Annotated in this window: 19 protein-coding genes; 16 read left to right on the forward strand and 3 right to left on the reverse strand. The window is 67.3% G+C overall.

The window, feature by feature from the left end; genetic code table 11:
• Positions 1 to 136 precede the first annotated feature (136 nt).
• The 7 genes from AC1Q5B_RS06050 (at position 137) to lpdA (ending at position 9328) form a co-directional block, all read left to right on the forward strand.
• Complete coding sequence (locus tag AC1Q5B_RS06050) at positions 137 to 1387, forward strand: MFS transporter (RefSeq protein WP_492630809.1); 1251 nt, start codon at positions 137 to 139, stop codon at positions 1385 to 1387.
• On the forward strand, positions 1387 to 3435 hold the full coding sequence (locus AC1Q5B_RS06055) for a hypothetical protein (protein WP_492630810.1): 2049 nt from the start codon (positions 1387 to 1389) through the stop codon (positions 3433 to 3435). Before AC1Q5B_RS06050 ends, AC1Q5B_RS06055 begins: the two co-directional genes overlap by 1 nt.
• Positions 3436 to 3445: 10 nt before the next feature.
• Entirely contained in the window at positions 3446 to 4519 is a 1074-nt protein-coding gene (locus tag AC1Q5B_RS06060) for an alpha/beta hydrolase (protein ID WP_492630811.1), read from the forward strand.
• 46 nt (positions 4520 to 4565) lie between these two features.
• Positions 4566 to 5021, forward strand: a complete 456-nt coding sequence (locus tag AC1Q5B_RS06065; RefSeq protein WP_492630812.1) for a DMT family transporter — start codon at positions 4566 to 4568, stop codon at positions 5019 to 5021.
• A 3-nt stretch (positions 5022 to 5024) separates the two neighbouring features.
• Entirely contained in the window at positions 5025 to 5540 is a 516-nt protein-coding gene (locus AC1Q5B_RS06070) for a DNA-deoxyinosine glycosylase (protein WP_492630813.1), read from the forward strand.
• 196 nt (positions 5541 to 5736) lie between these two features.
• Complete coding sequence (locus tag AC1Q5B_RS06075; RefSeq protein ID WP_492630814.1) at positions 5737 to 7164, forward strand: dihydrolipoyllysine-residue acetyltransferase; 1428 nt, start codon at positions 5737 to 5739, stop codon at positions 7162 to 7164.
• Positions 7165 to 7177: 13 nt separating this feature from the next.
• Positions 7178 to 9328: a dihydrolipoyl dehydrogenase gene (lpdA, locus tag AC1Q5B_RS06080; RefSeq protein WP_492630815.1), complete on the forward strand. Its 2151-nt coding sequence runs from the start codon at positions 7178 to 7180 to the stop codon at positions 9326 to 9328.
• 72 nt (positions 9329 to 9400) lie between these two features.
• Here lpdA and AC1Q5B_RS06085 read toward each other — a convergent pair whose 3' ends face one another.
• Both AC1Q5B_RS06085 and AC1Q5B_RS06090 read right to left on the reverse strand, forming a co-directional pair.
• Positions 9401 to 9604 (reverse strand): DUF2061 domain-containing protein, encoded by a 204-nt coding sequence (locus tag AC1Q5B_RS06085; RefSeq protein WP_492630816.1) that lies wholly within the window; start codon positions 9602 to 9604, stop codon positions 9401 to 9403.
• A 105-nt stretch (positions 9605 to 9709) separates the two neighbouring features.
• Positions 9710 to 10651 carry a hypothetical protein gene (locus AC1Q5B_RS06090; protein ID WP_492630817.1) on the reverse strand — a complete coding sequence of 314 codons (942 nt, stop codon included), beginning with the start codon at positions 10649 to 10651 and terminating at the stop codon, positions 9710 to 9712.
• Positions 10652 to 11100: 449 nt separating this feature from the next.
• On the opposite strand from AC1Q5B_RS06090, the gene AC1Q5B_RS06095 reads away from it, so the two are divergent.
• The 9 genes from AC1Q5B_RS06095 (at position 11101) to AC1Q5B_RS06135 (ending at position 18232) form a co-directional block, all read left to right on the forward strand.
• Positions 11101 to 11439, forward strand: a complete 339-nt coding sequence (locus AC1Q5B_RS06095; protein ID WP_492630955.1) for a hypothetical protein — start codon at positions 11101 to 11103, stop codon at positions 11437 to 11439.
• A 24-nt stretch (positions 11440 to 11463) separates the two neighbouring features.
• Complete coding sequence (atpB, locus tag AC1Q5B_RS06100) at positions 11464 to 12264, forward strand: F0F1 ATP synthase subunit A (RefSeq protein WP_492630818.1); 801 nt, start codon at positions 11464 to 11466, stop codon at positions 12262 to 12264.
• A gap of 65 nt (positions 12265 to 12329) precedes the next feature.
• A complete protein-coding gene (gene atpE, locus AC1Q5B_RS06105) occupies positions 12330 to 12629 on the forward strand; it encodes a F0F1 ATP synthase subunit C (RefSeq protein ID WP_055939490.1) in 300 nt (99 codons plus the stop codon).
• Positions 12630 to 12734: 105 nt separating this feature from the next.
• Positions 12735 to 13205, forward strand: coding sequence for a F0F1 ATP synthase subunit B (locus AC1Q5B_RS06110; protein ID WP_062357049.1), 471 nt, complete (start codon positions 12735 to 12737; stop codon positions 13203 to 13205).
• 17 nt (positions 13206 to 13222) lie between these two features.
• A complete protein-coding gene (locus tag AC1Q5B_RS06115; RefSeq protein ID WP_492630819.1) occupies positions 13223 to 13750 on the forward strand; it encodes a F0F1 ATP synthase subunit delta in 528 nt (175 codons plus the stop codon).
• Positions 13751 to 13796: 46 nt separating this feature from the next.
• Complete coding sequence (atpA, locus tag AC1Q5B_RS06120) at positions 13797 to 15344, forward strand: F0F1 ATP synthase subunit alpha (RefSeq protein ID WP_162338071.1); 1548 nt, start codon at positions 13797 to 13799, stop codon at positions 15342 to 15344.
• Positions 15345 to 15419: 75 nt separating this feature from the next.
• The gene (gene atpG, locus AC1Q5B_RS06125; protein WP_192313578.1) at positions 15420 to 16283 is read left to right on the forward strand and encodes a F0F1 ATP synthase subunit gamma; all 864 of its coding nucleotides are present in this window, start codon (positions 15420 to 15422) and stop codon (positions 16281 to 16283) included.
• A gap of 39 nt (positions 16284 to 16322) precedes the next feature.
• On the forward strand, positions 16323 to 17729 hold the full coding sequence (atpD, locus tag AC1Q5B_RS06130; RefSeq protein WP_492630820.1) for a F0F1 ATP synthase subunit beta: 1407 nt from the start codon (positions 16323 to 16325) through the stop codon (positions 17727 to 17729).
• Positions 17730 to 17809: 80 nt separating this feature from the next.
• Positions 17810 to 18232 (forward strand): F0F1 ATP synthase subunit epsilon, encoded by a 423-nt coding sequence (locus AC1Q5B_RS06135; protein WP_192313584.1) that lies wholly within the window; start codon positions 17810 to 17812, stop codon positions 18230 to 18232.
• 107 nt (positions 18233 to 18339) lie between these two features.
• Here the strand turns inward: AC1Q5B_RS06135 and AC1Q5B_RS06140 are convergent, their stop codons facing one another.
• Entirely contained in the window at positions 18340 to 18744 is a 405-nt protein-coding gene (locus tag AC1Q5B_RS06140) for a GtrA family protein (protein WP_492630821.1), read from the reverse strand.
• Positions 18745 to 18853 lie beyond the last annotated feature (109 nt).

The raw sequence follows: 18853 nt of genomic DNA on the forward strand, positions 1-18853 counted from the left end.
CCTCCTCTCCCGGGAGGCGTCCCCATGGAAGGGCCACGCCGCGTCGGCGGCGTGGCGCACCGTGGAGGTTCCGTTGCCGCGTCCGCGGTGCCACAGTGATGCGCGCGCCCCGTGGCGGGTGCGCCGGAGGCGATAGATGAAGCGAAGCCGCATGGTGCTGGCGTTGATCCTGACCTACATGATCTTCGCGATGCTGCTGAATTCGGTCGGCGCGGTGATCCTGCAGGTGATGCAGGGCTTCGGGGTCAGCAAGACCGGTGCGGCCACACTGGAAGCGTTCAAGGACCTGCCCATCGCCATCGCCTCGTTCCTGGTGGCGTCCACGCTGCCGCGACTGGGCTACCGACGCGCGATGATGCTGGGCCTGCTGCTGGTGGCCGTGGCCTGCGTCGGCATGCCGCTGCTGCAGGCGTTCTGGGCGACCAAACTGCTGTTCGCCACCGTGGGCGTGTGCTTCGCGCTGGTGAAGGTGTCGGTGTATTCCAGCATCGGCCTGCTGACCGACGACGCCAAGGCGCATGCGGGCCTGACCAGCACCGTCGAAGGCTGGTTCATGATCGGCATCCTCGGCAGCGCGTGGCTGTTCGCGGCCTTCATCAATCCCGACGTGCCGGGCGACCCGGTCTGGCTCGACGTGTACTGGGTCATCGCCGGCCTGTGCGTGGCCGTCATCGGGCTGCTCGCGACGGCGGAGATGGACGAGACTGCCGCGCGCGACGGCCACGCGGTCGGCGAATCCTTCGCCGACATGCTGCGGCTGCTGGGCCGGCCGCTGGTGGTGGTGTTCCTGGTGTCTGCGTTCCTGTACGTGCTGATGGAGCAGGCGATCAATACGTGGCTGCCGACGTTCAATCGCGAGATCCTGCATCTGCCCACGGCGCTGAGCGTGCAGGCGGCCGGCATCTTCGCCGGCTCGCTGGCGCTGGGGCGGCTGGGCGGCGGCTTCCTGCTGCGCCGCGTGCGCTGGTTCAGGGTACTCGGCAGCTGCGTCGTGCTGATGGCGGCCCTGGTGCTGCTGGCGTTGCCGCTGGCCGCCAACGTGCAGCCCCGGGCCGAGCAATCCTGGTGGAACGCGCCGGCGGCGGCCTACGTGTTTCCCCTGATCGGCCTGCTGATGGCGCCGATCTATCCCACGATCAATTCGGTGGTGCTGAGCGCGCTGCCCAAGGCGCGCCATGCGGCGATGACAGGCCTGATCGTGGTGTTCTCCGCGCTGGGCGGCACGACCGGCTCGTTCATCACCGGCCAGCTGTTCGCGCATTTCGACGGTACCCGCGCGTTCTATCTGCTGCTGGTGCCGATGGCGCTGCTGATGCTGTCGCTGACGCTGCTCGATCGGAGCGCCCGCCCATCCGACACCGCGGCCGTGCCGGCGGGAGGATCCTGATGACTCATCGTTCCCCTCTGCGTCTCCTGCACCGCTGCGCGCTGCTGTTGCTGCTGGCGTCGCCGCTGTTTCCCGCGCTCGCGAAAGAAGCGCCGCCGCTGGCGTTCCGTATCACCGAAGGGCGCATCGAGAACGCGTTCTTCCAGCAGGGTCCCATCGCGGCCCACCTGCTGCTCAGCTCCGGCACCAAGCCGCGCGTGCTGGTAGCGTTTCCGGCAGGCAACAGCGGTGTCGGCGTATGGTTCGAGGAGACGGCGGAACCGGTGCGGTGGACGTTGCAGGAGATGGATGGCGATCCGTCGCAGCCGGGTCCGGCATGGCACGGCATCCGCGCACAGGCCACGATCGATGCGGATCGCCTGGTGGTGACGGACGCGGTGCTCGGCAGCGTACGCGTGTTGCGCGACTATCAGCTCGGACAGGGCTACCCCCCCGAGACCAAGGCGACGGTGGCGATGACGCCGGGCGCAGTGACCTGGCAGCGCGCGCGACTGGACGGTGCGCCGGGCTACCGCATCGTGCTGGCGACGGAGAACGGACACTTTTCGCAGGAAGGCGGCAAGCTGGTGCTGCGCGCCGACCGGTCGGGCGAACCCCTGCGGTTGCAGGTCCGCGCCGCGACGGGCGAGGCGCCCCTGACGCCGTTCGCCACCGAAGCGTTGCTCAACGACCGGGCCGCCCCCGACGAGCGCAGCCGGCAGGCGCTGCAGTTCCTGAGTTACCGCGAGAAGTTCCTGGCGGGTTCGTGGCGCTTCGACACGTATTTCGGCCGCGACACGCTGATGTCGGTGCGTCTGCTGATGCCGGTGCTGCAGCCGGCGGCCGTGGAAGCGGGGCTGGGCGCCGTGCTGGCGCGCCTGTCGCCCGGCGGCGAAGTGGCGCACGAGGAAGACATCGGCGAATTCGCCGTGTTGCGCCATCGCAGGGAGCAGGGCAAACCCGACGCGGCGCCGATCTTCGACTACGTGATGATCGACGACGACTACATGCTGCCGCCGGTGGCCGCGGCGTGGTTGCTCGATGACCCGCGGGGACGTGCGCGCGCCCGCGACTTCCTGCAGGCGAAGCGGGGCGAGGAGACGCAGGGCGCCGCGCTGGCGCGCAACCTGCTGTTCGTTGCCGGCCAGAGCGCCGCGTTCGCGAAGACGCCTTCGTATGAACACCTGATCGCGCTCAAGGCCGGCAAGCCGGTCGGCCAGTGGCGCGACAGCAACGAAGGCATCGGGCGCGGTCGCTATCCGTACGACGTCAATGCGGTGTGGATGCCCGCGTCGCTGCGTGCGATCGGCGGCTTCCTCGACAGCGGTCTGTTGGACCCGTACACCACGCCGGCCGAGCGCGACCGGTTGCGTGCGGCGTCGGCGCAGGCCGCGCGCTGGGAGATCGAGGCCGGCAAGCTGTTCACCGTGCGCCTGTCGAAGGCGCTGGCGGCATCGCGGGTGCGCGCCTATGCGGCGGAGGTGAAGGTGCCGGATGCCGGCGCGATCGCCGCGCTGGGCAGCGAGGGCGTGGCGTTCCCGGCCATCGCGCTGGATGTGCAGGGCAAGCCGATTCCGGTGCTGCATTCCGATGAAGGCTTCCGCCTGCTGTTCGGCATGCCGGATGCGGCTTCGCTGGATCGCGACGTCGCCGCGCTGATGCGGCCGTTCCCTGCGGGGCTGATGACCGACGTCGGCCTGCTGGTCGCCAATCCCGCCTACGCGGACCGTGCCGTGTGGTCGCGGCTGGGCAACAGTGCGTACCACGGCACCGTCGTGTGGGCGTGGCAGCAGGCGGTACTCGCCGCCGGTCTGCAGCGTCAGCTCGCGCGCACGGATCTGCCTGCCGCCACGCGCACGCGGCTCATCGGCGCGCAACGCACACTGTGGCGCGCGATACGCGGCGCCGATGCCGTCCGCACATCCGAACTGTGGACATGGGCCTATCGCGATGGCCGTTACCAGGTCGAACCGTTCGGTGCGCAGGGCGCGCACGAGGACGAATCCAACGCCGCGCAGCTGTGGAGCACGGTGTTCCTGGCGCTGGCGCCGCCATCGGGGCTGGAGTGAGGGTGTGCCCATGAAACGGAAAGGACAGGTCATGGCGGGGTGGCTGTGGGTACTGCTCGCGACAGCCGGTGGGGTATCGGCGGAAGACGTGTCCGCTGAGGCCACCGATCCGGCCACGCTGCCGCTTCCCGCAACGCCGTTGCCCTACAGCGACTTCGCCAGTGCTGCGGCGCGCGACCGTTTCATCGCCTTGCAGGCGGAGGCGCGCGCAGGGCATCAGCCCGATCCGGCGGATCTGGCCGACCAGCGACGCTTCTACCAGCGTTACAACGATGAGCGCCTGGCCGAGGTCCGCCGCGCGTACGCTGCGGAGGTGCGCGAGACGACGCTGGCGGGCGTGCCCGTGCAGGTGGTGACGCGACGCGGGCACGCAGCGAAAGGCGGGCGCGTGCTGATCAACCTGCACGGCGGCGCCTTCATGTGGGGTGCGGGCAGTGGGGCGCTGGTGGAAGCGATCCCGGTAGCGGCGGTGTCCGGGATTCCCGTCGTCGCGGTCGATTACCGGCTGGCGCCGGAGCATCCGTATCCGGCCGCGGTCGACGATGTCGTAGCGGTCTACCGCCAATTGCTCGAGGAGCACCGTGCCGAGGACATCGGCCTGTATGGCTGTTCGGCCGGCGGCATGCTGGCGGCGCAGGCGGTGGCGCGCATCCTCACGCAGGGCCTGCCGTCGCCTGGCGCGGTCGCCACGCTGTGCGGCACCGGACTTCCGTTTGGCGGCGATACGCTGACGCTGGGGCAGATCGCCACCGGCGCGGCGCCGATGAAGCAGGGCGACCTGCAGCGGTTGCCCTATCTGCGCACGGCGCGGCCCGACGATCCGGTGGCGTTCCCCGGCAACGATCCGGCGCTACTGGCGCGCTTCCCGCCGACGCTGCTGATGGCGGGCAGCCGCGACTTCTCCGTCAGCGCGCTGACGACCATGCACCGCCGCCTGCTGGGGGCGGACGTGGACGCCGAACTGGTGGTCTTCGATGGCCTTTGGCATGCCTTCCTGGTGTTCCCCGACCTGCCGGAGTCGAAGGAAGCCTATTCGCTGATCGCGGGCTTCTTCGACCGCCACCTGGGCCACGCGCACCGCTGATCACACGGGGTGGCGTATGGTGTCGCTCCCTTCGAAGGAGCGATCCATGAACGCGACCGGCGTAGCCCTCGCCCTCTTCATCGGCATGCTGTTGCCGCTGCAGGCGTTGATCAACGCGTCGCTCGGGCGGCAGACGTCCGGACCGCTGTTCGCCTCGCTGTGCTCGTTCCTGGTGGGGACCGGCGTGCTGTTGGCCTGGTGGCTGCTGACGCGTCCGGTGTTCGTGCCGGCGGCGCTGGCCAAGGTGCCGTGGTGGGCATGGACCGGTGGCGTGATCGGCGCGGTGTTCGTCGCGTCGGCGACGTTGCTGGTGCCTCGGCTCGGCGCGGCGTCGCTGATCTGCCTGGTGGTGGCGGGGCAACTGGTCGGCTCCGTGGTGCTGGACCACTTCGGCGTGCTGCATGCGCGGCAACCGGTCGATGCGCTGCGCGTGGTCGGCCTGCTGATGGTGGTGGCGGGTGCGCTGCTGGTGGTAAAGCCCTGGCAATCCGCAGGCGGCTGATCCGTGGGCACCCTGCTGACCGGGCTGCCACCCAGCGTAGGCGAGGACTGCCGCGTGCTGGTGCTGGGCTCGATGCCTGGCGATGCATCGTTGCAGGCCGCGCGCTATTACGCGCATCCGCGCAACCGCTTCTGGCCGGTGATGGCGTCGTTGTGCGGGTTCTCGTCCGATCTTCCGTACGAGGCTCGCCTGCACATGCTCCATCGCGCAGGCGTGGGGCTCTGGGATGTCATCGGCCAGTGCGAGCGCCGCGGCAGTCTCGATGCGCGCATCGTGCGTGGCAGCGAGGTCGCGAATCCCGTCGTCGACCTGCTGGCAGCGCATCGCAGCATCGTGGCGATCGCACTCAACGGAAGGAGAGCGGCGGACGCGTTCCATCGTCATGTCGCGCCACAGCTCACGCGCGTGCCCACGCTGATCGAACTGCCCTCCACCAGTCCCGCCAATGCGGCGCTGCGGCACGATGACGTACGCGATGCCTGGGCCGCGATCGCTGCCTTCCTGCGGGCGACCGACTGACAATGCGGCGGCGTATCGTGTGGATCGAGCGTCGAACCAAAGGGATACCAGTACGCTGCGCCGCCTCGCGGTACCCGCGTGTCGGCACGGATTGTCCCGCCGTGGACAGCAATTAATCCCAATGAATGGTTGGCGCATCGCGCCACTGCGGACACAATAGGGCTTCCCTTCTTCACGCCCCCACCGGAGTAACGCCATGTCCGACATCAAGGAAGCCAAAGTCCCCGATATCGGGGATTACGACGGCGTGCCGGTGATCGAGATCCTCGTGGCCGTGGGCGACACGGTGAAGAAAGACCAGGGCCTGGTGACGCTGGAGTCGGACAAGGCGACGATGGAAGTGCCGTCGCCGTTCGCCGGCGTGGTCAAGGAGATCAAGGTCAAGCTGGGCGACGAGATCGCCGAAGGCGCGGTCGTCGCGCTGATCGAAGCCAGCGACGGTGCGGCCGAGGCCAAGCCCGCCGCCGCCCCTGCGCCGACCGCCACCGCCGAGACCGGCGCCAAGGTCGAGCCGGTCGCCGTGGCGCCGACGCCGGACAAGATCGCGCAGCGCGAGATCGCGCAGGAGCGCGCCGCGCCGGCCGTTGCCCCCGCCGCGTCGCGCGTGCTGGACGACAAGCCGGGCATCGATCCGGAAGCCTCGCCGCCGCGTACGCCGCCCGTGGAATTCAACGCCGACCGCGTGCTGCCCGAGAAGGTCGCCTATGCGAGCCCGGCCGTGCGCCTGTTCGCGCGCGAACTGGGCGTGGACCTCAACCAGGTCACGGGCACCGAGCGCGGTGGCCGCATCAGCAAGGAAGACGTGCAGAAGTACGTCAAGGGTGTGCTGGCCGGTGGCGTGGCCGTCCCGGCATCCGCCGGTGCGCCGGTCGCGGCGGGGGGCGGGCTCAACCTGCTGCCGTGGCCGAAGGTCGACTTCAGCAAGTTCGGCGAGACCGAAGTCGTTGCGCTGTCGCGCATCAAGAAGATTTCCGGCGCCAACTTGGCGCGCAACTGGGCGATGATTCCGCACGTCACCCAGCACGACCATGCCGACATCACCGACCTGGAAGCGCTGCGCGTGGCGCTGAACAAGGAAAACGAGAAGGCCGGCATCAAGCTGACCATGCTCGCCTTCCTGATGAAGGCCAGCGTCTCGGCGCTGAAGAAGTTCCCCGATTTCAACGCCTCGCTCGACGCCAGCGGCGAGAACCTCACCCTGAAGAAGTATTTCCACGTCGGCTTCGCCGCCGACACGCCGAACGGCCTGGTCGTGCCGGTGATCCGCGACGTCGACAAGAAGGGCGTCAACGAGATCGCGCAGGAAAGCGGCGAGTTGGCGAAGAAGGCGCGCGAAGGCAAGCTGGGTCCGGCCGAGATGTCGGGCGGCTGCTTCTCGATCTCCTCGCTCGGCGGTATCGGCGGCGTGGCGTTCACGCCCATCGTCAATGCGCCGGAAGTCGCCATCCTCGGCGTGTCCAAGTCGTCGATCCAGCCGGTCTGGGACGGCAAGCAGTTCCAGCCGCGCCTGATGCTGCCGCTGTCGCTGAGCTACGACCATCGCGTGATCGACGGCGCCGCCGCCGCACGCTTCACCGCCTATCTCGCCCAGCTGCTCGGCGACATGCGCCGCGTGCTGCTGTAAGGAGGCCGAGACCATGGCGAACACGATCGAAGTCAAAGTCCCCGACATCGGCGATTACACCGATGTGCCGGTCATCGAAATCCTGGTCGCCGTGGGCGACACGGTGAAGAAGGACCAGGGCCTGGTGACGCTGGAGTCCGACAAGGCCACGCTGGAAGTGCCGTCCTCGGCCGCCGGTGTGGTGAAGGAACTCAAGGTCAAGCTGGGCGACACGCTGTCCGAAGGCAGTGTGGTAGCGGTGCTCGAAGCCGAAGGCGCTGCAGCGCACGCGCCCGCACCGGCTGCGCCTGCGGCTCCCGCCGCGCCCGCGCCCGCGCCGACGCCTGCTGCTGCCCCGGCGCCTGTCGCGGCAGCACCGACCGCCGCACCGGCGGCTGCCGGTGGCGGTGGCCTGATCGAAGCGAAGGTGCCGGACATCGGCGATTACGATGGTGTGCCGGTGATCGAGATCCTGGTCGCCGTGGGCGACACGGTGAAGAAGGACCAGGGCCTGGTCACGCTGGAATCGGACAAGGCGACGATGGAAGTGCCGTCGCCCGCCGCCGGCGTGGTCAAGGAGATCAAGGTCAAGCTCGGCGACGAGCTGGCCGAAGGCAGTCTGGTCGCGATCCTGGAAGGCGAGGGCGCAGCCGCCGCGCCCTCCAGGTCCGCTCCGGTCGCGCCATCGCCAGCCGCTCCCGCCGCGCCCGCGACCTCGGCACCCAAGCCGGCGCTGGGCACCGGCAAGACGGCCGACATCGAATGCCGCATCGTCGTGATCGGCTCCGGTCCCGGCGGTTATACCGCCGCCTTCCGCGCCGCCGACCTCGGCCTGGATACGGTGCTCATCGAGCGCTACGAAGCCCTGGGCGGCGTCTGCCTCAACGTGGGCTGCATCCCGTCGAAGGCGCTGCTGCACGCGGCGGCGCTGATCGACGAAGCCGCGCATTCCGACGATATCGGCGTCAGCTTCGGCAAGCCGAAGATCGACATCGACAAGCTGCGCAGCTTCAAGCAGGACAAGGTCGTCGGCCAGTTCACCAAGGGCCTGGCCGGCATGGCCAAGCAGCGCAAGGTGCGTACGGTCACCGGCGTGGCGAAGTTCGTGTCGCCGAACGAACTCGAGATTGTCGGCAGCGACGGCAAGACGCAGCTGCTGCGCTTCGAGCAGTGCATCATCGCCGCCGGTTCGCAGGCGGTGAAGCTGCCGAATTTCCCGTGGGACGACCCGCGCGTGATGGATTCCACCGACGCGCTGCAGCTGGCCGACGTGCCGAAAAAGCTGCTGGTCGTCGGTGGCGGCATCATCGGCCTGGAAATGGCGACGGTCTATCGCGCGCTGGGCAGTGAGGTGACGGTGGTCGAGTTCATGGACCAGCTGATGCCGGGTGCCGACAAGGACCTGGTGAAGCCGCTGGCCGACCGCCTGAAGAAGCAGGGCGTGGCCGTGCACCTGAAGACCAAGGCCGCCAAGGTCGAGGCCTCGAAGAAGGGCATCACCGTCGGCTTCGAAAGCGCCACCGAAGGCCAGAAGCCGGAGCTGGAATCGGGCACGTTCGATCGCGTGCTGGTCGCGGTGGGTCGTTCGCCGAACGGCGGCAAGCTGGATGCTGGCAAGGCCGGCGTCACCGTCACCGATCGCGGCTTCGTGCCGGTCGACGCGCAGATGCGCACCAACGTGCCGCACATTTTCGCCATCGGCGATCTGGTCGGCCAACCGATGCTGGCGCACAAGGCCACGCACGAGGGCAAGCTGGCCGCGGAAGTGGCCGCCGGCGAGAAGAAGGAGTGGGTGGCGCGGGTGATTCCGTCGGTGGCCTACACCGATCCGGAGATCGCCTGGGTGGGCGTGACCGAGACCGAAGCCAAGGCCAAGGGCCTGAAGATCGGCGTGGGCAAGTTCCCGTGGGTCGCGTCCGCACGCGCGGTCGGCATTGGCCGCGGCGAGGGCTTCACCAAGCTCATCTTCGATGAACACACCCACCGCATCATCGGCGCCGGCATCGTCGGCGTGCATGCCGGCGATCTGATCAGCGAACTCGCCTTGGCGATCGAGATGGGCGCGGAGGCGGCCGACATCGGCGCCACCATCCATCCGCATCCGACACTGAGCGAGTCGGTGGCGATGGCGGCCGAGGTCTACGAAGGCACCATCACCGATCTGTACATCCCGAAGAAGAAATAAGCCTTCGCAGGATCGTCGAAACGGAAAAGGCCGCGTGGAAGCGCGGCCTTTTCCGTTGGATCGAGCGGCGTCTCACGCAGGCAGCGGCATCGTCTTCGCCGCCCGGCGTGCCTCGATCCGCTTCCACACCTTTTCATGGAAGTGGAAGACGACCGTATTGCAGGCCGGTTCGATCAGCGCCAGCGCACCGCCCACCAGCAGGCTGCCGGTGAACAGGTAGCCCAAGGTGAAGGCCACCGCGAAGTGCAGGATCGCGAAGCTCAGGGTCTTGTTCACGACGGGGCTCCATTTGAGAACAGGTCTCAAGTATGGGCGCCCCGCGCATGCCGTCCAATGGAACGTTCTGCTGGGGTCGATAAGCAGAAGCTATCAATCGATGGCTCAGAACCGGAACGTCACACCCGCCATCGGCCCGTGGACCTTGAACTGTCCGGTCACCTTGCCCGCGACCTCGACCGTGCCGACCCCCGATTCGGCCGGCGCCTCGAACGAGCCCCGGTAGTCGTCACTGAGCTTAAGTCGGAACCAGTCATAGCCCACGTGAATGCCCAGGCGCTCGGTGACCAGGTATTCGACGATCAGGCCGCCGCGTTCGAAATGGCCGCGCTCGTCGACGAAGTCGCCCCAGCGGGTATCCAGATACTGGGCCTGCGCCTCGACGCGCAGGCGCTGGGTCGGCGCCCAGCTGACCCGCGTATGCAGGTTGGGAGACGTGCCGTCCTTTTTCCAGCGGAACGACTCCCACTGCGGGTCCACCTCGCCGGTGCCCGTGCTCGTGCCCGTGCCGCGGGCTTCCAGCACGGCATGGGTGACGCCGGCACCCAGGCCCCATTGGAACCGCGGGGTATCCACGACCGCGAATTCGTAGTTGAGGCTGGCCAGTTCGAAGCTGAGGCGACCGTCGATGTCCACGGCCGGGATTTCCACCGGCTCGCCGGGCACCTCGACCTCGTCGAAGATGTTGCCGGGGTCGACCCAGTCGCCGTCGAAGTTCCACGACTGGTTGCGCCGGTAGTCGTAATAGTTCAGGCGCAGCGACTGGCGTGGCGTCATGTTGAAGGCGAATTCGCCGCGCGGCCGCCAGCGGCCGTCCGAGTCGATGTTGCCCGCGGCCGCCAGGTCTTCCGAGCGCTCGCCGTCGGTGGCCACGCCGGTGCCGTCGAGACGGATGTTGGCTTCCGGGTTGAAGGCCGACAGGCGGATTTCGAAGCGGGAGTCGTCGCCGAAATCCTGCGCGGCGGCGGTGGTGGCGAGCAGCGCCAGCGGCAGGCAGGCAAGCAGGGAAACGAGGGATGGGGTGTTGCGGGGGCAGGGCCGGTTCATGGGCGCTCCATGCGTCGAGGGGGAGCCCTACCTTCATGGCCGACAGGTCGTCGTCGGGTGAATTGGATGAACAACCAGGCGGAGCGACGCGTTCCGACCCTGCAAAAGAGTGAAGCCCCGGGGGCAGCCGGGGCTTCGTGGAAGGCCTGTGGCGGAGCATCGGACGAGGAAGTTGAGCAGCAGGCCTTGCAAGGACTGACAGGGAGTTTCCGGCAAAGTTCCGGAAAATTTCCGGGAAAATTCTGAACAGGGGAAACGGTTACACGCAGGCGCCGCAAGGGCTGTGGGCGGATCGTGGCCGCGGACCGCCTTTCGACCTTTGGCGGTTGTCCCGGAAATTGTCCCGCTGCTATACTTTTGCGGCTCGGCGAGGCGCTTTACCGCCTTGTACCCCGCCAATTCCGTAGGGCTTTCGTGTGCTGAATTCCGTCGCTACGGGCCGGCGGCTAGTGTTGCGCGCCGCTGTCTGGCAGACGGGGGCGGTACTGCTGGTCGCGCTGCTGTTCCTGCTCCGGGGCGTGCCCCAGGCGGTCGCGGCGGCGGTCGGGGGGCTGGCGGTCGTGGTCGGCGCGCTGCTGGCGGCCTGGATGGCCTTCGGTGGTGGGGTGCTCGGGGCCGTTTCGGCGGTGCTGAGGCTGGTCGCGGGCATGGTGGTGAAGTGGGTCGTGGTGATCGGCGTGCTGGTCGTTGGCGCGGGGCTGTACAAGCTGCCCCCGCTGCCTCTCCTGGCGGGCGTGATCACCGGACTGGTGGCACAGGTGCTGGTCGCGACCGGCAAGCAGCGATAACCCAACTAGAAAGGTTTCCGACTCATGGCGGGCGAGGCTCTTACTCCCACCAGCTACATCCAGCACCACCTGAAGAACCTCACGGCCCAGGTGGGCGGTGACGGTCCGTTCTGGACGATCAACGTCGACACCTTCGTGACCGCCGTGCTGATGGGTCTGCTGATCGTGTTCGCCTTCTGGATGGCGACCCGCAAGGCGACCGCCGGCGTGCCGGGCAAGTGGCAGGCCTTCGTCGAGATCATGCTCGAGTTCGTCGACAAGCAGGCCCGCGACACCTACCACGGGACCAGCAAGCTGGTGACGCCCATCGCGATCACCATCTTCTTCTGGATCCTGATGATGAACCTGCTGAAGATGATCCCGGCAGACTTCATCGCCAAGCCGATCGAAATGCTGTTCGGCGTGCACGCTTGGAAGCCGGTTCCCACCGCCGACGTCAACGCGACCCTCGGCATGTCGATCAGCGTGTTCTTCCTGATGCTGGTCTTCGCGTTCCGCTCCAAGGGCCTGGGCGGCTTCGCCAAGGAATTCCTGACGGCGCCGTTCGGCAAGTGGATGATGCCGTTCAACCTGATCCTCAACATCGTCGAATGGGTCAGCAAGCCCATTTCGCTGGCGATGCGACTGTTCGGCAACATGTTCGGCGGCGAGATCGTGTTCCTGCTGATCTGGGTGCTGGGCGGCGCGGGCATCGTGGGCATGCTCGGCGGCGCGGCGTTCGGCCTGGGCTGGATGCTGTTCCACCTGCTGGTCATTCCGCTGCAGGCCTTCATCTTCATGATGCTGTCGATCGTCTATCTGAGCCTGTCGGAAGACAGTCACTGAGTTTCCGCTTCACCGTTTCGCCTTTTACCATCCACCTTTCAAGCACTTAAGTTCCGGAGATCACCATGGAAAGCATCCTCACCAACCTCGCCCAGGTCCAGGCTTCGACCGCCCTCGCCATCGGCATCATGATCGGCCTGGCCGCGCTGGGCGCGGGTCTGGGTCTGGCCATCATGGCCGGCAAGTTCCTGGAATCGGCTGCCCGCCAGCCGGAACTGATCCCGGTCCTGCAGGTGCGCATGTTCATCACCGCCGGCCTGATCGACGCCGCGTTCATCATCTCGGTCGCCGTCGGCCTGCTGTTCGCCTTCGCCAGCCCGTTCATCACGATCTTCACCGAGCAGCTGGCCAAGCTGGCGGGCTGATCCGTCGCGTGCACGCCTGACCACGGACGTTCGTCCGCGGTCAGTCATCAGGCGTAGCTGGGCCGGCGCAATGTGCGCGGGCCCTTCATCACCGGCAGGTTTACGATGAATATCAATCTCACTCTGTTCGCCCAGGCGCTGGCCTTCGCCGGCCTGATCTGGATCATTGCGACCAAAATCTGGCCGCCGCTGCTTGCTGCCATCGAAGAACGCCAGCAGAAGATCGCGGAAGGTCTCGCTGCGGCCGACCGCAGCCAGAAGGATCTGGCGCAGGCCCAGGAAAAGGTCAACGAAGCGTTGAAGGAAGCCCGCGTCAAGGCCAACGAGATCATCGACCAGGCCCACGCGCGCGCCAACCAGATCGTCGACGCGGCCAAGAACGAAGCGATCGCCGAAGCCAACCGCCAGAAGGCGCTGGCCGAAGCCGAGATCGACGCCGCCGCCACGCGTGCCCGCGAAGACCTGCGCAAGCAGGTGTCCGCGCTGGCCGTCAGTGGCGCCGAGAAGCTGCTGAAGCGCGAGATCGACGCCAACGCCCACAAGGCGCTGCTCGACGAACTCGCCGCCGAAATCTGATCCGGACGATCTGATCGATGAGCCAGGCCCTTACCGTCGCCCGTCCCTACGCCCGCGCCGCTTTCGCGACCGCGCACGGCGAAGGCGCTCTCGCTGCCTGGTCGCAGGCGCTGGGTTTCGCCGCGCACGCCGCAGCGGACCCGCGCGTGGCCGCGCTGCTGCCCAACCCGCGCCTGCTGCCCGCCGAAGCGGTGGTGTTGCTGGCGCCGGAAGGCGCGAGCGAGTCGTTCTCGCGTTTCCTCGCCGTGCTGGCCGATGCGCGCCGCCTGGCGCAGCTGCCGGAAATCGCCGGCCTGTTCGAGGAACTGCGGGCCGAGGCCGAGCACGTCGTGAAGGCCAAGGTCACCTCGGCGACGGTGCTGCCGGCCGCCGAGCTCGACCAGATCAAGGTCGCGCTGAAGAAGCGCTTCGGCCGCGAGATCGAGGTCGAGACGGCGGTCGACGCGTCCCTGATCGGCGGCGCCGTGATCGATGCCGGCAGCGTGGTGATCGACGGCTCGCTGAAAGGCAAGCTGGCGCGCCTGCAGTCGGCGCTGACGCACTGAATTCCCATTGAACCGCCGCGCGCAAGCCGGCACACAGGACTTACCCATGGCTACCACGCTCAACCCCTCTGAAATCAGCGACCTGATCAAGACCCGTATCGAGAAGGTCAAGCTGGCCGCGGAGTCGCGCAATGAAGGCACGGTCACCTCCGTGTCGGACGGCATCGTGCGCATCTTCGGCCTGGCCGACGTCATGCAGGGCGAAATGATCGAGCTGCCCAACAGCACCTACGCACTGGCGCTGAACCTGGAGCGCGACTCGGTGGGCGCCGTGGTCCTGGGCGACTACGAGCACCTGCGCGAAGGTGACGTGGCCAAGACCACCGGGCGCATCCTGGAAGTGCCGGTCGGTCCGGAAATGCTCGGCCGCGTGGTCAACGCGCTGGGCGAGCCGATCGACGGCAAGGGCCCGCTGGGCACCTCGCTGACCGCGCCGGTGGAGCGCGTGGCCCCGGGCGTGATCTGGCGCAAGTCGGTCGACCAGCCCGTGCAGACCGGCTACAAGTCGGTCGACGCCATGATCCCGATCGGCCGCGGCCAGCGCGAGCTGATCATCGGCGACCGCCAGACCGGCAAGACCGCGATGGCCATCGACGCCGTGATCAACCAGAAGGGCACCGGCATCAAGTGCGTGTACGTCGCGATCGGCCAGAAGGCCTCGACCGTGGCGAACATCGTGCGCAAGCTGGAAGAGAACGGCGCGCTGGCCCACACCGTGGTCGTCGCCGCCACCGCCTCCGAGTCGGCCGCGATGCAGTACATCAGCGCCTACTCCGGCTGCACCATGGGCGAGTACTTCATGGACCGCGGCCAGGACGCCCTGATCGTGTACGACGACCTGTCCAAGCAGGCCGTGGCCTACCGCCAGATCTCGCTGCTGCTGAAGCGTCCGCCGGGCCGTGAAGCCTACCCGGGCGACGTGTTCTACCTGCACTCCCGCCTGCTCGAACGCGCCGCCCGCGTGTCCGAGGAGTACGTCGAGAAGTTCACCGAAGGCAAGGTCACCGGCAAGACCGGTTCGCTGACCGCGCTGCCGATCATCGAAACGCAGGCCGGCGACGTGTCCGCGTTCGTGCCGACCAACGTGATCTCGATCACCGACGGCCAGATCTTCCTGGAAACCGACCTGTTCAACGCCGGCATCCGCCCGGCCGTGAACGCCGGTATCTCGGTGTCGCGCGTCGGTGGCGCCGCCCAGACCAAGATCATCAAGAAGCTGTCGGGCGGCATCCGCATCTCGCTCGCCCAGTACCGCGAGCTGGCCGCGTTCGCGCAGTTCGCCTCGGACCTGGACGAAGCCACCCGCAAGCAGCTGGAGCGCGGCCAGCGCGTCACCGAGCTGATGAAGCAGAAGCAGTACGCGCCGATGTCCATCGCCCTGCAGGCGCTGTCCATCTACGCCGTCAACGAGGGCTACCTGGACGACGTGCCGGTCGGCAAGATCCTGGCGTTCGAAGACGCGCTGCATGCGCACTTCACCAACACCCAGGGCGCGCTGGTCGACACGATCAACAGCACCGGCAACTGGAACGACGAGATCGAAGGCGCCTTCAAGAAGGGCATCGCCGAGTTCAAGCAGACCGGTACCTGGTAATACGACGTGTAGAGCGGAGCTTGCTCCGCTGATCGGACAGAAAGCGGAGCGAGCTCCGCTCTACGGGAAGAAGAGATGGCAGGCGGACGCGAAATCAAAACCAAGATCAAGAGCGTGCAGAACACCCGCAAGGTGACGCGCGCGCTCGAGATGGTCTCGGCCTCCAAGATCCGCAAGGCGCAGGACCGCATGAAGACCTCGCGCCCGTATGCGCGCGCGATGAAGCAGGTGATCGGCCACCTGGCCCAGGCCAACACCGACTACCAGCATCCCTTCATGGTGGAGCGCAAGGACGTCAAGCGCGTCGGCTTCATCATCGTGTCGTCCGACCGCGGCCTGGCCGGCGGCCTGAACAACAACCTGTTCCGCAAGATGCTGGGCGAGATCCGCCAGTGGAACGAGAAGGGCGTCGAGGTCGACGTGGTCACCATCGGCCAGAAGGCCTCGGTGTACTTCCGCCGGGTCAAGGTCAACATGCTGGCCAGCGTGTCCCACCTGGGCGATGCGCCCAAGCTCGACCAGCTGATCGGCGTGATCAAGGTGATGCTGGACGCCTACACCGAAGGCAAGCTGGACCGCGTGTTCGTCGTCTACAACGACTTCGTCAACACGATGACCCAGCGCGCCGCGTTCGACCAGCTGCTGCCACTGCCGGCGTCGGAGACGCAGGTCGCGCACCACGACTGGGACTACATCTACGAACCCGATGCCGAGACCGTGCTCGACCACGTGATCACGCGCTACATCGAGTCGCTGGTGTACCAGGCCGTGCTGGAGAACATCGCGTCCGAGCACGCGGCGCGCATGGTGGCCATGAAGGCCGCCAGCGACAACGCCAACAAGCTCATCGGTACCCTGCAGCTGGTCTACAACAAGGCCCGCCAGGCGGCGATCACCCAGGAAATTTCCGAAATCGTCGGCGGCGCGGCGGCAGTCTGACGCGCTTCGTCACAAGAATTCATCTAGAGGAATGCAGCAATGAGTCAGGGCAAGATCGTTCAGATCATCGGCGCGGTGGTTGACGTCGAATTCGCGCGCAACGAAGTGCCGAAGGTGTACGACGCGCTGAAGGTGGAGAACACCGCCATCACGCTCGAAGTGCAGCAGCAGCTCGGCGACGGCGTCGTGCGCACCATCGCCCTCGGTTCCACCGATGGCCTGAAGCGCAACCTGGTCGCCGTCAACACCGACAAGGCCATCTCGGTGCCGGTCGGCGCGGGCACGCTGGGCCGCATCATGGACGTGCTGGGCAACCCGATCGACGAAGCCGGCCCGGTGCAGGCCGCCGACCATTGGGAAATCCACCGTTCGGCCCCGTCGTACGAGGACCAGTCCTCGGCCAACGACCTGCTGGAAACCGGCATCAAGGTCATCGACCTGATGTGCCCGTTCGCCAAGGGCGGCAAGGTCGGCCTGTTCGGCGGCGCCGGCGTCGGCAAGACCGTCAACATGATGGAACTGATCAACAACATCGCCAAGGCGCACTCGGGTCTGTCCGTGTTCGCCGGCGTGGGCGAGCGTACCCGCGAGGGCAACGACTTCTACCACGAGATGAAGGACTCCAACGTCCTCGACAAGGTCGCGATGGTGTACGGCCAGATGAACGAGCCGCCGGGCAACCGCCTGCGCGTCGCGCTGACCGGCCTGACCATGGCCGAATACTTCCGCGACGAGAAGGACGCGTCCGGCAAGGGCAAGGACGTGCTGCTGTTCGTCGACAACATCTACCGCTACACGCTGGCCGGTACCGAAGTGTCGGCGCTGCTCGGCCGCATGCCGTCGGCCGTGGGTTACCAGCCGACGCTGGCCGAGGAAATGGGCGTCCTGCAGGAGCGCATCACCTCGACCAAGACCGGTTCGATCACCTCGATCCAGGCCGTGTACGTGCCCGCGGACGACCTGACCGACCCGTCGCCGGCCACCACGTTCGCCCACCTGGACGCGACCGTCGTGCTGAGCCGCAACATCGCCTCGCTGGGCATCTATCCGGCCGTGGACCCGCTGGACTCGACCAGCCGCCAGCTGGACCCGAACGTCATCGGCCACGAGCACTACGACACCGCGCGCCGCGTGCAGTCGACGCTGCAGAAGTACAAGGAACTGAAGGACATCATCGCCATCCTCGGCATGGACGAGCTGTCCGAAGAAGACAAGCAGGCCGTGTCGCGCGCGCGCAAGATCGAGCGCTTCTTCAGCCAGCCGTTCCACGTGGCGGAAGTGTTCACCGGCTCGCCGGGCAAGTACGTCTCGCTGAAGGACACGATCCGCGGCTTCAAGGCGATCGTCGACGGCGAGTACGACCACCTGCCGGAGCAGGCGTTCTACATGGTCGGCGGCATCGAAGAAGCGGTCGAGAAGGCCAAGAAGCTCGCCGAGAAGGCGTAAGCGACGCGCGGCGGGCCTGGCTCGCCATCGCGTGAACGTCCGGCGGGCTTCGGCCCGCCCCACGAGCCAAAGAGAGTTCCATGAGCACCATCCGTTGCGACATCGTCAGCGCCGAGCAGGAAATCTTCCACGGTGAAGCCACCCTGGTCGTCGCCACCGGCGAGCTGGGCGAACTCGGCATCGCGCCGAAGCACGCACCGCTGATCACCCGCCTGAAGCCGGGCAAGGTGGTGGTGACGCTGGCCAGTGGCGAGCAGCTGGACTTCGCCATCTCCGGCGGCATCCTGGAAGTGCAGCCGCAGGTCGTCACCGTGCTGGCCGACACCGCGATCCGCGCGCAGGACATCGACGAGGCCTCGGTCCGCAAGGCCAAGGAAGAAGCCGAGCGCATCCTGTCCAAGCAGGATCCGAAGATGAGCATCGAGGAAGCCCAGGCCCAGCTGGCCATGAGCATCGCCCAACTCAGCGCGCTGGAGCGCCTGCGCAAGAACCTCAAGCACTGAGGTCGATCACTCCGCACCCTCGAAGACGCCGGCCTCGTGCCGGCGTTTCCGTTTCGTAGCCTGCGCCAGGCGCACGGCCTCGCGCCACCGGCATCGCATCGCCGGTCTCAGCGATAGACCACGTGCCGCCACAGGAAGAACGCGACCACGGCGAGCACGGCCTCCACCAGCGGCTTGGCCAGCCAGGCGTGCGCCAGTCCCAGTGTCCCCGCGACCCAGGCGATGGCCAGCGTGCTGATCGCCGTCAGCGGGATCCACACCAGCAGGAACTTCGCGAAACGCCACCACCCCAGCCGCGCACTGCCCGCCTGCGCGAACGTCACCCGTCCGTTCAACCAGAAGCCGAGCAGCGCGCCACCGACGCGGCCGGCGAGATTCGCAGGCGCCGCAGGCACGCCCAACGCGGTCAATGCCACGAACAGCACCCAGTCCACCAGCAACTGCAGCGCGCCGACGACGAGGAAGCTGCCACCCTGGCGGAACAATGGATATCGGGAGAGCGAGCGGAGCATGCCGTCATGGTACGCGTCGTCGCGGCCGGTATTGGCAGGTACGGGGCGCGGATTGCGTTGATGGGGTAATTGTTACCATGTCGCGCATCCTCTCAGGCGCCCCGTCCAG

It is taken from the genome of Pseudoxanthomonas sp. GW835-FHT14C01, assembly GCF_058793715.1.